A 13,499-nucleotide genomic window follows, 5' to 3' on the forward strand; every position below is an offset into this window, starting at 1 on the left:
TACAAGCTTTTTTATTGCATAATTTCAATCTTTTTTCAATTCTTTTCATAACTTATTGATAACACCGTTTTTACAAATCAAACCTTATTTTGCAAATTGTAGGTATTTTCCTTTTTCAGATGTTACTTTGGTATTTCAATCGCAATTTCCAATCCATATTTTAGGAATTTTTAACCATTAGAGCATCTTCTTGTTCTCAATACAGCTAAAAATCATTCTCTATAACATTTTTAGCCCTGATTGAAGCGACATCCTTTTGTTTTTTTCTTTAAAAAATAAAAGATACAGCGTAAAGCAGGAAGCAGCTCCTTAAAATATCAAAAGGATTCCACTTCGATCATTCCAAACAAAACCATTTTCTCTCATATATATATATAGCGGAAAGTTTCACTTATATAATATATACATCTAATATATACATCACATTGCACATAAAGACACATTACGATAGAACTCTACAGAAAATTAGATTCTTGTTTTTTCTATAATATATACATAAAAACAACCCGATAGTTCTTAGAAAGAACTATCAGGGTTTTTAAAAAATACATCTATACTTAATATATAAAGAGTAAAGTTCTACATATATATTGTATGTATTTTTGTAATCACTTATATTTGCATTCACAAAATTATAAACAATGATCAAGATTACTTTACCCGATGGGTCAATTAGAGAGTTCGGTTCAGGCGTAACTCCAATGGAGATCGCTAAAAACATTAGCGAAGGTTTTGCAAGAAATGTTATTTCTGCATCTTTTAATGGTACAACTATTGAAACCGAAACTCCATTAACGACCGACGGTAATCTTATTTTATATACCTGGAATGATGCCGAAGGTAAAAAAGCTTTCTGGCATTCGACTTCACACGTAATGGCTCAGGCTCTTGAGGAATTGTACCCTGGAATTAAACTAACCCTTGGACCTGCAATTGCTAATGGGTTCTATTATGATGTAGATTTTGAAGATCAGAAAATCACTGAAGCTGATTTCAAAAAGATAGAAGACCGCGTTCTTGAGATTTCAAGAGAGAAACATGAGTTTAAAATGCGCGCGGTTAGCAAAGCTGATGCATTAGAGATGTATAAAGACAATGTTTACAAAACTGAATTGATTTCGAATCTTGAAGACGGAACAATCACTTTCTGTGACCATTCTACATTTACCGATTTATGTCGTGGTGGGCATATTCCGAATACTGGAATTATTAAGGCCATGAAAATTATGAGCGTTGCGGGCGCATACTGGAGAGGAGATGAAAAGAACAAACAATTAACCCGTGTGTACGGAACATCTTTCCCTAAACAAAAAGACCTGACTGAATATCTTGAACTTCTTGAAGAGGCAAAACGTCGTGATCACCGTAAATTAGGAAAAGAACTTGAATTATTTTCTTTTTCTCAGAAAGTTGGACAAGGTCTGCCTCTATGGCTGCCAAAAGGTGCAGCACTTAGAGATCGTTTGGAACAATTCTTAAAGAGAGCTCAAAAGAAAGCCGGATACGAGCAAGTAGTTACTCCACACATTGGGCAGAAAGAACTCTATGTTACTTCTGGTCATTATGCAAAATATGGAGCAGACAGCTTTCAGCCAATCAATACTCCTGCAGAAGGTGAAGAATTTTTATTGAAACCAATGAACTGTCCTCACCACTGCGAAATATATAACGTAAGACCCTGGTCTTATAAAGATTTACCAAAACGTTATGCCGAATTTGGTACCGTATATAGATACGAGCAGTCTGGAGAATTACATGGTTTAACTCGTGTTAGAGGATTTACTCAGGATGATGCACATATATTTTGTACTCCAGAGCAATTAGATGAAGAATTTAAAAAAGTAATTGACCTTGTATTATATGTATTTGGTTCATTAGGTTTTGAAAACTTCACTGCTCAAATTTCATTGAGAGATCAGGAGAACAGAGAAAAGTATATTGGTACCGATGAAAACTGGGAAAAAGCTGAGAATGCAATTATCAATGCCGCAAAAGACAAAGGCCTTAATACTGTTGTAGAATATGGTGAAGCTGCCTTCTATGGCCCAAAGTTAGATTTCATGGTAAAAGACGCCTTAGGAAGACAATGGCAATTAGGAACAATTCAGGTAGATTATAACTTACCGGAGCGTTTTGAATTGACTTATAAAGGCGCTGATAATGAATTACACAGACCTGTAATGATTCACAGAGCCCCTTTTGGATCTATGGAGCGTTTTATTGCAATTTTACTGGAACATACAGCTGGAAATTTCCCTCTTTGGCTAATGCCTGAGCAGGCTATAATCTTGTCTTTGAGCGAGAAATACGAAAATTATGCTAAAAAAGTTTTAGATTTGCTAGAAAATCACGAAATTCGCGCCCTAATTGATAACCGAAACGAAACAATCGGTAAAAAAATTAGAGATGCAGAAATGCAAAAAACACCGTTTATGCTGATTGTAGGTGAAGAAGAAGAGAAAAATGAAACAATCTCTATTCGTCGCCACGGGCAAGAAGGGAAAGGGAATATTACAGTTACAATTGACGAATTTGTCAGAATTGTAAACGAAGAAATAAATAAAACATTAAAAGTTTTTACAGTTTAACTTAAATTATAAAGCCATAGCAATAAGAAGCAACAGAGGTTTTCAACCTCGCGTAGAAAAAAAAGATGCACACAGAATAAACAATAATATTCGTGGTGTACAAGAGGTAAGACTAGTAGGTGAAAACATCGAACCAGGTGTATTTAAACTAGCTGAGGCATTACGTTTAGCTGATCAATTTGAATTGGATCTGGTTGAAATTTCGCCAAATGCTGAGCCGCCGGTTTGTAAAATCATGGATTACAAGAAATTTGTTTACGAGCAAAAGAAACGTGACAAAGTATTAAAAGCTAAATCGTCTCAGGTTGTAGTCAAAGAAATTCGTTTTGGTCCACAGACTGATGAACATGATTATGAATTTAAAAGAAAAAATGCTGAGAAGTTCCTTAAAGAGGGGGCAAAATTAAAAGCATTTGTATTCTTTAAAGGACGTTCTATCATCTATAAGGATCAGGGTCAGATTTTATTATTACGTTTGGCAACTGACTTAGAAGAGCATGGCAAAGTAGAAGCTATGCCGGTTTTAGAAGGAAAGAGAATGATTATGTTCATTGCTCCGAAAAAGAAAAAATAGTTTCAGTTAAGAGCTTCAGTATTCAGTTTTGAACCTGAACCCCTTAAACCTGAAAAAAAAATATAAGTAAGTAAGAATAAATTAAAACACTAGGAAAAATGCCTAAAATGAAAACAAAATCTAGCGCTAAGAAACGTTTTAAAGTTACTGGCTCTGGAAAAATTAAAAGAAAGCATGCTTTTAAAAGTCACATCCTGACTAAGAAATCTAAAAAACGTAAATTAGCTTTGACACACTCAGCGTTAGTTCACCAAACAGATATGAAAAGCATTAAACAACAATTAAGAATTATCTAATAATTCTTATAGGTTAAAAATTATTTATATAACCTTGGAGTATGGCTTTTAAGTTCTCTTGATTTAATTCGGGACGCCTGCTACAAAAAAACATTAAAATTATGCCAAGATCGGTAAATTCAGTTGCTAAAAGAGCAAGAAGAAAAAAAATAATGAAGCAAGCCAAAGGTTTCTTTGGAAGACGTAAAAACGTTTGGACAGTTGCTAAGAATGCAGTAGAGAAAGCAATGAGCTACGCTTACCGCGATAGAAAACAAAACAAAAGAAATTTCCGTTCATTGTGGATCCAACGTATCAATGCTGGTGCCAGATTAGAAGGAATGTCTTATTCTCAATTCATGGGGAAAGTTAAAGCTAACGGAATCGAATTGAACCGTAAAGTTCTTGCAGATTTAGCTATGAACCACCCAGAAGCTTTCAAAGCTATTCTTAATAAAGTAAAATAAACGTTTTATAAACTCAATTTAGATTACTTACTTATCATAAAAAACCCAATCGAATGATTGGGTTTTTGCATTTTTAACAAATCTAATTTGTCTTAAATTAGTACTTAGAAACGATTTATATTATGTTTACAGCTCTTCTAAACCACATCCAAAAATTCATAACATTAGATTCTGAGGAAATTGATATCCTAGAATCACGTATTTCACTTTCAAAAGTAAAAAAGAAGGAACACTTATTGAAAGAAGGTCAAGTCTGCAACACTATGTACTTTGTAACAAAAGGCTGTGCGAGACAATACATAATTAATCCAAGAGGAACAGAACAAACACTGCAATTTGCTATTGAAAATTGGTGGATAACTGATTATTTAAGCTATCATAACAATACTCCTTCTCATTTTTATATACAAACTGTTGAAAACTGCGAAATTATAGCATTAGAAAAAAACACATTAGAATCTCTTTTAATACAAATTCCTAAACTTGAAAGATACTTTAGAATTGTTTCCCAAAAATCATTTGGAGCAGCACAAATGCGTATCAAATTTTTGTTTACAATGTCGGCCGAAGAAAGATATAACCATTTCAAAAATCAACAGCCAGATTTCGTGCAACGTGTTACTCAATACATGCTAGCCTCCTATTTAGATTTTTCTGCAGAATTTATGAGTAAAATCAGATCCGGAAAAATCTGATTTGAATTTCTTGAAGCAGTTCAAGTTTTTTAAAGTATACATAACTGACCTTTGTAATGAACTTTAAAAACATATAAAAATGAATTCAAGAATAGTTATTCCGCAAGTTGCTCCAGAAGCCTACCAAGCCTTAATGAATTTAGAAAAATACATCTCTACAACTTCATTAACTTCAACTCATAAAGAATTAATAAAGATCCGTGCTTCACAAGTAAATGGATGTGCTTTTTGCATCAATATGCATACAGCCGATGCAAGGAAGTTAGGCGAAACAGAACAGCGTATTTATTTAACAAGCGCATGGCGCGAAGCTGATGTTTTCACAGAAGAAGAAAAAGCAATTTTAGCTTTAACAGAACAAGTGACATTAATCAGTAATCATGTTTCTGATGAAGTTTATCAAAATGCAGCCCGTCTGTTTGACGAAAAATATCTGGCTGAAATCATTCTTACGATAATTACGATAAACTCATGGAACAGATTAGCAATTACAACAGGATTAAGAGCTGTCTAATTCTTTACTAAAAACGCAGAAAAAAGGCTTTTTCATCATCTGAAAAAGCCTTTCTTTTTGTTTCCTAATGTTGATTTAAACAGGCAAAATAATTATGTTTTTAATTTTTTCTTTTTTGCAGCAGGAAACAAAACATTATTTAAAATCAAACGATAACCAGGAGAATTTGGATGCAAATCCAAAACTGTCGGAGGATCACCAACCTGATGCTGGAAATCTTCAGGGTCATGCCCTCCAAAAAAAGTAAACATTCCTTTGCCTTTTTCCCCATGGATATATCGTGCTTCCCCATTAAGTTCACAAGTTCCCATAATTAAAATATTAGATTTAATCAATGCCGAATCAAACGAAGTAGTCTGCCCCATGAATCCTTTTACTAATTGTGTATGATTTTGACACAACATACTTGGTATCGGATCCCATTTTGCAGAATATTCCATTAAGGTGAAATAATCTTTTTCGGGTGTGATTCTGCGTTTTGTAGTCATATCAATGTCGGAAAATTCATATTGTTCTGGTCTTCTTTCAAGGGTGAAATTTTTAAAAGCAAAAGAATTCCCATAGTTTAATTTCGATTGATAGTTAGGTTCACTTGCATCTCCATCAAACATTGCTTCACAGATATCTACTCCATCTGCTGTTAGAGAAATATCAAAGCTATCTGTTGCAGAACACATAGCAAACATAAAGCCTCCTCCAATAACAAAATCTCTGATTTTTTTAGCTACAGCTCCTTTTTCATGTGAAACTTTAGAGTACCCTAGTTTGGCAGCCAAGGCTTCAGCATCTTTTTTTTGTTCGATATACCAAGGTGTATTTTTGTAAGCAGCATAAAACTTACCATATTGTCCGGTAAAATCCTCATGATGTAAATGCAGCCAGTCATACAGTAATAACTGATCACTTAGAACCTCTTCATCATAAATTGGCGTAAAAGGAATTTCTGCATAAGTTAAAACTAGTGTTACAGCATCATCCCAAGGCTGTTTTCCTTTAGGCGTATAAACAGCAATTTTAGGAGCCTTTTCTAAAATGACTGATTCCATGTTTTGTGAGGGACTGGAAATTTCATCTAAAATTGAAATTTGTTCACTATCAGAAAGAATCTCAAAACTTACGCCACGAATCTTACATTCTTTTCTAATTTCATCAGCATCAGGTAATAAAAATGATCCGCCACGATAATTTAAGAGCCAACTAGCTTTATAATCCTTATTGAGACACCAATATGTTATTCCATACGCTTTAAGATGATTTTGTTGCGTAGTTTCATCCATCGGAAGAAGTATAAAAGATGCTTTTGCCGACAAAGAGATTAAAAACACTACTATATATATTAAGTTTTGTTTCATGATAAACTATTTTCTGTAAAGGTATAAAGGAAGCATTAAAAAAGTATATTGAAAACACGGATTTATTGATACAATCATTATTCTTTTCAAAGGAACAAAAGCAAAAACAGGTATAAATACTTACAATAAAAAAAGTTATTCTGATTAAATTTGATCATTCAATTAATAATAATAAATCTTTCAGATAATGAAAATTAATGAAACTGATAAGCAATCGAAACAATTAAATATATTACAAAAAATAGCTCTTTGTATAATTGTAATAACTGTTATATTGTATTATATCCTGTCTATTCAATTTTTAACCAGTTAACTTTAAAGAGTTAAAATTGCTATTTCATTCTGAATGGCATATACTACCAATCCAGCAATATTTCTAGACTCGGTTTTAAGCAATAAATTATTTCTGTGCCCTTCAACTGTTCTTGGACTCAAAAAAAGTTCTTCTGCAATTTCAGCTGTGGTTTTTTGATTGCAAATAAGTTGAAGCACTTCTATTTCTCGTGGCGATAAAAAACCTGATTCCAAATTGATTTTAGAATTTTTTGAAGGCAGTATAGTATCTTGTATTGTTTTCAAAATCTTTTCATTATAAAAAAATCCTTTTTTTGCAACTTCATTAATTGTATTTATTAAATCTGCTGGTGTTGTATTTTTCACTAAATAAGCGACTGCACCCACCTGTATCATATTTATTACGAAAGATTTTGTATCATAACTAGTCAATGCAATAATTTTAATGTCGGGGAAAAATTTTCTAATAACTTTGGTAGCCTCAACACCATTTAAAACAGGCATTTTCAGATCCATAATAATAATATCCGGTTTAGTTTGATTATTATTCAAATTTGAAATTAATTCTTCTCCATTTGACGCTTCAAAAAGAACTTCAATATTTTCTTCCCGTTGAAGTAAAAAAGAAATTCCTTTACGAAATAGGATTTCGTCATCAACTAAAACTATTTTGATAGCAAGATCATTCATTTTTCTTGAGTTTAAATCTCTTTAGAATTTCGAAATTACAAAATTATATAACAAAAAACCAAACAACAGCATTAATAGCAATTTAGCAATAAACAAGACTTAACTAAAATGTAAAAAAAACTTCAATCCCTTTATTTGTTTCGGATTTTATATCAATGCTTCCATTTAAAAAAGATATCCTGCTATCAATATTCTTCATTCCTAAGCCTTTTTGATTTTCAGATTTTTTAGAATCAAAACCTATACCGTTGTCTTTATAAAAACAGCCGTTGACGCCATTAATTTTATCTAAAATTATAGAGACTTCTGAAGCCTTTCCATGACGCAAAGAATTATTCATTAACTCTTGTAAAATTCTAAAAACGTGTAAATGTTTATCTTTTTCACTTTCATCAAACTCAATTTTGTTCTGATAAGATATTTTAACAGATTTACTACTTTCAAACTCTTCACACAGTTCTTCTATTCCTGCATGTAGTCCGAATTTATCAAAAACAGGCGGCAATAAATTATGAGCAATTTTTCTTGAATTGTCTAATGCTTTTGCCGTAATATTGATAATATTAGCAGTAATTTCTTTTGTTTCAGTTTCTGTTAGATTAGCAGAAGTAAGCAGATAACTATTTAATGAAACCACATTTAATTTTGAGCTGATATCATCATGCAGATCCTGGGCTATTCTTTTTCTTTCTTCTTCCTGTGTAATGATAACAGCACGCAATTGCTCTTTTTGATGTGCTAATACTAAATCCTTTTTTTCTAATTCTTTTTGAATAATCTTTTTTCTTGAGAAATAGAAAAAAACAATTAAAGCAACTGCTACAATCATAAAAAAAAGCGAGATGTACAAAATAATTGCGACAACCTCCTTTTCAGGAATGGAATTTACATTCATATAAACTTGTGGTATTTGATTTACTATTAAACATCAACAGCAAAACCAAAGATATCATTTAATTTCATCAAAGAGATACCTCAAAATAATTATAATAAAAAATCTCTATCATTTTTTGATAGAGACTTCTGTTTAAATTCATTCCTTTCTATTCTTGTGTACTTACGCACAATGGAGGACATGGACGTGTACCATCGTAAAAATCTTCAACTTCTTGAGAAGTTTCAGATATTTTTTTAATTGCATTATTCTTATCTAATCCAATCAAAATTGTTGTCATCTTTCCTTTTGTATTAAGTCCTAAAAATATTCCAATTTCTGCATTGTCTTTATTAACCATTGCTTTAATAATTTCAGATTCTATACTAAAATACTGAAAACGGCTACCTTCATACGCTGTTATTTCATTTAAATCAGAAACTGTGTTTAGTTTTTTTTGCCAGGCTTCTATCCAAACCGAAGCCTCTTTTGGTAATAACAAATGTTTTGTTAATAATGATGTACGTTTTTGGGTTTTACTTAGTGATAATTCGCTCATTTTATTTAATGAATTCTCATTAAATTCTTTTAAAACTATTGATTTTACACTTCCTAACGGATTACCTAAATTATCAACACCTATTGATTCTATTTGTATTGTATTATCGGAATATCCTAATACAAAACGCACTTCAATAATGTTTGGCGTTCGTATCAATGCACCCATTTCACTTGCTGGAAATAAATAAGCTGTAACTCGTTTTTGAGAATTGGCGAAGGTATGGTCTAACTTAGCCGTTAACCAACTTTCATTTTCTGAATTAGCTACTGTATTAATTTCATCTTGATTTATTTCTTTTTGACATGAAAACATGAAAACTATCATTGTAAAAATGACATATACTTTTATTTTTTTCATAATTGAGAATTAATATTAGTTGTTCTTTTAAATTTACCGAGCTTCCAAATCAATTCATTTTTTTGGAAAAGCTTATCTTCCATTCATACAAAATAACCAATTGATATATTAAAAAAAGAAAGGCATTTAATGCCCAAGAAATAAGTTTCACATCTTTACTTAAACTTAAGGTAATATTTCCTACCAAATACAAAATAGTAGAACCTAACATAAAAAAAATAATAGCTATAGTTATGTAGTAATATGTTTTGAATTCGGTAAGCATATTATAAAAATGTAATAAAGCAAATGCTACCACTAATAAAGAAGTAATAGTAATTGCAAATAAATTAAACTTCAAAAATTGCTTATAATCAATAAAAAATTGCAATCCCAAAATTAATGATGCCCAACATACACTATGCTTAACAATTTTTTTTTGAGATTTATTTTTTAAAATTGATGCATAAAATAAGCTTAACAAAATCATTTGTCCAATAACAAATATATTGATTACAAATAAATTATCAAACTTCAAATGATACATAAATTCCATCGTAATCTGCATTATAAAAGCAAAAAGCAAATAACATATAAAAAAAATATTAGCTTTTTCCTTATGGAAAAAGCTATATGTGTATAAAATCAGATTAATAAATAAGAATAAATAACCTGAATATATTAAAAAATCTATCATTAATATTGAATTCAGTATTTTTAAAAAGGAGGTGAAGGACGTGTTCCATCGTAAACAACCTCTCCAGCGGCTTTAGTGCCATCCTGACTTAAAGGAGGTCCGTAAACATCGATATATTTACCTGTTTCTTTGTCAAGTTTTGCCCCAACAAAAAGTAATGTTTTTTCATTCTGATCATTAATACCAATGTAAGCACGAACAGCTTCTGTTTCTAATTGTAAAACAGTTTCTAAACTTTCTCGTGGTATTAAATAAGATATAACTTTACTCTTATTATCCTCTACGGTAGTTTGATCTACGTATCTTTTTTCCCACTCCTTAGCAACTGCTAATGAAATTTGTATTGGTCCCGGAAATTTTTCTTCTGCCATAAGTGATTTTTGTTTTGGTTAAGTGTTAATAATTTAATTATTAGCTAAACTAATGAATTATTTTAGAAAATTAACGTTTTAAAATAAAAAAAAATCGACACCACAAGCTTAAAAATTACTGAAAAACAAATACTTATAAGTCAAAAACACAAAAAACAGGTATAAATACGTATATCCGTTTTTTTATTATAATTTAATTTTGTTTATAAGCCATTAACAAGAAAATATACCAACAGGGCTATTTCGCTCTATGCGTTTTTTTTGAATTAATGAATTATAAGAATTTAAACTCAATACAAAGACACAAAAAACCCTCCTTTATAACATAAAAAAGGGCTTTAATGACATTTAGTTGCCAAAAAAATCTCCAACAGCATATTTTTGAAGAGTTGGTAATACTTAATCTTCCTAAATTATCGTCTATTGATGATTTAAATTAATCAGATCAAGGTAAGCAGGCAAAACATATAATTTATTTTTTAACTATATAACTAAAAACTATGTCAACAGAACCATTTATCGGAGAAATTAAAATTTTTGGATTCAACTTTGCGCCACGAGGGTATGCTACCTGCCAGGGTCAAATTTTATCAATCGCACAGAATACTGCCCTTTTTTCATTATTAGGAACTTACTATGGAGGAAATGGACAAACTACATTTGCCCTGCCTGATTTGCAAGGACGTGCACCTGTGGGACAGGGTCAGGGGCCAGGCCTTCCTTCATACCAAATAGGTCAGAAAGCAGGAATCAATAGTGTTACAATACTTACCTCCAATATGCCAGCACATATTCATACATTAAATTCTGCCAAAACAAATATTGCTGTAAATACTGCGGTTGCTGATGCTAACACCCCTGAAGGTGGTTATTTAGCGACAAATAACAGTACAGCCTTATATTCTGAAGGGGCAGAAACAGGAAAATTCCTTGCTCCGTCAGCTATCTCAGGAACAACAGATATTACTGGTGGAAGTTTACCAATTGACATTACAAATCCTTATCTGACAATCAATTATTCAATTGCATTAGAGGGTATATTCCCTAGCAGAAATTAAAAAATACAAAAAGGAAATTTTTCACGATGAAAGTTTCCTTTTTTTTATTCATATAAATAAATGTATGCAGAAAATAGGAATTTTATTAGCACGCTCAACTTTTTACCATACTATAAGTTTTGACCTATATGAAGGACTACGTCAAAGTCTAAAACGATTGGGAAGAAGTGATATTAAAATAGTTACAGAAAACATTGGATTTGGGGCAGATAAACAACAATGCTATCGAAGTGCTGAAAAGCTTTTGCTGGAGGAAAATGTTTCGCTGGTAATTGCTTACATAGGACATCGTACTGCCCAATTACTGCGTCCGCTTTTTCTTTCAGCTAATAAAATGCTGATTGTGCTGGATGCTGGTGCCAATCTGCCTCAGGAGTGGTCAGCTTCTCCTAACATTTTCTATCATTCACTTCATAATTCTCTGGGTGCCTGGCTTGCCGGAAAACAGGCTGCTAATGATGGGTATAAAAATGGAGGTATGGTTACCGGTTATTATGATGGTGGTTATTTGCAAACTTACAGCATTTCAAAAGGTTTTGAAAAAGCGGGTGGAAAAATTTGCTTCAACCACGCCACTGGTTATAAAAAAGAGGATTTTACAATGGTACCGCTAAAAAGCTTTTTAAAAGAATTTGAAAATCCGGCGCTCTTGACATTATTTAGCGGTGACTATGTACAATGGAATTTTGAAGAATTAAAAGAAACATTAAATAAAAACACTCCGATTTATTTGTCCCCTTTTGGCTTTGAAGAAACTATGCTCGAAACAGCAATACACCCCAACACTAAAATCAAAGGTGTTGCAGCATGGTCGAAATCAATTGAAAACAATGAAAATACATTATTTACAGAAACAATTGAATCTATTGGCAGAACACCAAATTTATTTTCTCTATTAAGCTGGGAAAGTGCCAAAATTGCTATAAAAGTGTTAGACCTTTTAAATAATAACAATGGTAACATACTATTAACAGCCCAAGGACTACATACATATGAATTTGACAGTCCAAGAGGAAAAGTTAAGTTTCATTCCAAAACTAATACTTCAATAACACAACTGTACAACGCAGAAATTGTAACTTCTGAAGACGGAAAATGCCAAGTCAGAATAGACAATATTATATCCGACACAGTTGAAGAATTTGAAACAATGAGTCAGCTTGAATTAGACAACATATCATCTGCCTGGCACAATAGTTATACTTGCATATAAATGGAAAAACAAAAAAAAATACTTGTATTGTGTGGAGGAAAATTTGCTTTTCAATCGTTGCAGGCACTTGCTTATGAAAAATTTTTATGCGGTGTAGGCATTGGTAAAGGTAATGACAGAACAATAGACGCTTTAGAAAGAGAATCTGAAGACAATATTGTTGCTTTCAAATCATTCCCGGATAAAAAAAGTCTCAAAGAAATGAGAATCTGGTTAGATGAAGTCCAACCTGACTATATTTTTTCTATATCCTTTCCTTTTTTAATTCCGGAAGATGTTTTGTCTTATGGGCATGATAAATTCATCAATTTTCATCCTGGCCCATTACCTCAATACAGAGGACCTATGCCAATTTTCGAAGTATTAAAAAATCAGGAATCCCAAACCGCAATTTGTGCACACCTGATGAGCAGCACTTTTGACCAAGGCAATATTATCTTTAATGATATTGTGCAAATCGAAAATAAAGACAATTACGGAAAGCTAACTGTTAAACTCAGTGGAAGAATGGCGCATGTAGTTATAAATATGGCCAATATGGTACAGTTTGCAAATAAAATACCTAATAGACCACAAGAAGAAACTGATGCTTATTATTTTGAAAAACCGGATTTTACTGATACTTATATCAATTGGAAACGAATGGGCGCTGAAGAAATAACATCTTTAATTAATGCCTGTAATCCATGGAATACAGGGGCTGACGCATGTTTTCAAGGTGAACAAGTAAAAATTATAGCTGCCACAGTAGTTGATAAACCTCATAACAATAAAGTACCCGGAATGATTATTTCTATCGACAAAGACAATAGTATAAATGTTGCATGTTCAGATGATAAACAAATTGCAATAGAAATAATGAGTACAGATGAAGGAATAGTTAGCCCAAAAGAATTCAACCTACAACGATATATAGTAGGAGCCTGTTTCAATTAAAAT

General features: G+C 31.9%; 15 protein-coding genes. 9 read left to right on the forward strand and 6 right to left on the reverse strand.

Translation table 11 applies throughout. The features are described from left to right. Positions 1-641: 641 nt before the first annotated feature. From thrS to GXM16_RS22150, 6 genes are all read left to right on the forward strand, one after another. The gene (gene thrS / locus GXM16_RS22125; protein ID WP_163396677.1) at positions 642-2,588 is read left to right on the forward strand and encodes a threonine--tRNA ligase; all 1,947 of its coding nucleotides are present in this window, start codon (positions 642-644) and stop codon (positions 2,586-2,588) included. A gap of 16 nt (positions 2,589-2,604) precedes the next feature. Beyond that, the gene (gene infC / locus GXM16_RS22130) at positions 2,605-3,162 is read left to right on the forward strand and encodes a translation initiation factor IF-3 (protein ID WP_373285450.1); all 558 of its coding nucleotides are present in this window, start codon (positions 2,605-2,607) and stop codon (positions 3,160-3,162) included. A 98-nt stretch (positions 3,163-3,260) separates the two neighbouring features. Next, positions 3,261-3,458: a 50S ribosomal protein L35 gene (gene rpmI / locus GXM16_RS22135; protein WP_026727505.1), complete on the forward strand. Its 198-nt coding sequence runs from the start codon at positions 3,261-3,263 to the stop codon at positions 3,456-3,458. Positions 3,459-3,559: 101 nt separating this feature from the next. Continuing rightward, positions 3,560-3,904, forward strand: coding sequence for a 50S ribosomal protein L20 (rplT, locus tag GXM16_RS22140; RefSeq protein ID WP_008464948.1), 345 nt, complete (start codon positions 3,560-3,562; stop codon positions 3,902-3,904). A gap of 122 nt (positions 3,905-4,026) precedes the next feature. Next, positions 4,027-4,599, forward strand: a complete 573-nt coding sequence (locus tag GXM16_RS22145; RefSeq protein WP_163396678.1) for a Crp/Fnr family transcriptional regulator — start codon at positions 4,027-4,029, stop codon at positions 4,597-4,599. 79 nt (positions 4,600-4,678) lie between these two features. After that, positions 4,679-5,113, forward strand: a complete 435-nt coding sequence (locus tag GXM16_RS22150; protein ID WP_163396679.1) for a carboxymuconolactone decarboxylase family protein — start codon at positions 4,679-4,681, stop codon at positions 5,111-5,113. Between the two features lie 92 nt (positions 5,114-5,205). Here GXM16_RS22150 and GXM16_RS22155 read toward each other — a convergent pair whose 3' ends face one another. The 6 genes from GXM16_RS22155 to GXM16_RS22180 all read right to left on the reverse strand — a co-directional run bounded on the left by GXM16_RS22155 (position 5,206) and on the right by GXM16_RS22180 (position 10,289). Next, a complete protein-coding gene (locus GXM16_RS22155; RefSeq protein ID WP_163396680.1) occupies positions 5,206-6,465 on the reverse strand; it encodes an asparagine synthetase B in 1,260 nt (419 codons plus the stop codon). Between the two features lie 315 nt (positions 6,466-6,780). Beyond that, entirely contained in the window at positions 6,781-7,449 is a 669-nt protein-coding gene (locus GXM16_RS22160; RefSeq protein WP_163396681.1) for a response regulator transcription factor, read from the reverse strand. Between the two features lie 103 nt (positions 7,450-7,552). Next, the gene (locus tag GXM16_RS22165) at positions 7,553-8,344 is read right to left on the reverse strand and encodes a sensor histidine kinase (protein ID WP_163396682.1); all 792 of its coding nucleotides are present in this window, start codon (positions 8,342-8,344) and stop codon (positions 7,553-7,555) included. Between the two features lie 148 nt (positions 8,345-8,492). Then, a complete protein-coding gene (locus GXM16_RS22170; protein WP_163396683.1) occupies positions 8,493-9,242 on the reverse strand; it encodes a hypothetical protein in 750 nt (249 codons plus the stop codon). Between the two features lie 49 nt (positions 9,243-9,291). After that, the gene (locus GXM16_RS22175) at positions 9,292-9,918 is read right to left on the reverse strand and encodes a hypothetical protein (protein WP_163396684.1); all 627 of its coding nucleotides are present in this window, start codon (positions 9,916-9,918) and stop codon (positions 9,292-9,294) included. A 20-nt stretch (positions 9,919-9,938) separates the two neighbouring features. Then, the gene (locus GXM16_RS22180; RefSeq protein ID WP_163396685.1) at positions 9,939-10,289 is read right to left on the reverse strand and encodes a hypothetical protein; all 351 of its coding nucleotides are present in this window, start codon (positions 10,287-10,289) and stop codon (positions 9,939-9,941) included. A gap of 500 nt (positions 10,290-10,789) precedes the next feature. On the opposite strand from GXM16_RS22180, the gene GXM16_RS22185 reads away from it, so the two are divergent. The 3 genes from GXM16_RS22185 to GXM16_RS22195 all read left to right on the forward strand — a co-directional run bounded on the left by GXM16_RS22185 (position 10,790) and on the right by GXM16_RS22195 (position 13,496). Further along, positions 10,790-11,347, forward strand: a complete 558-nt coding sequence (locus tag GXM16_RS22185; RefSeq protein ID WP_163396686.1) for a phage tail protein — start codon at positions 10,790-10,792, stop codon at positions 11,345-11,347. A 64-nt stretch (positions 11,348-11,411) separates the two neighbouring features. After that, the gene (locus GXM16_RS22190) at positions 11,412-12,560 is read left to right on the forward strand and encodes an ABC transporter substrate-binding protein (protein WP_163396687.1); all 1,149 of its coding nucleotides are present in this window, start codon (positions 11,412-11,414) and stop codon (positions 12,558-12,560) included. After that, positions 12,561-13,496, forward strand: a complete 936-nt coding sequence (locus GXM16_RS22195; protein ID WP_163396688.1) for a methionyl-tRNA formyltransferase — start codon at positions 12,561-12,563, stop codon at positions 13,494-13,496. It abuts the gene before it with no gap. Positions 13,497-13,499: the final 3 nt, after the last annotated feature.

It is taken from the genome of Flavobacterium limi (assembly GCF_010645075.1).
Classification (GTDB): domain Bacteria; phylum Bacteroidota; class Bacteroidia; order Flavobacteriales; family Flavobacteriaceae; genus Flavobacterium; species Flavobacterium limi.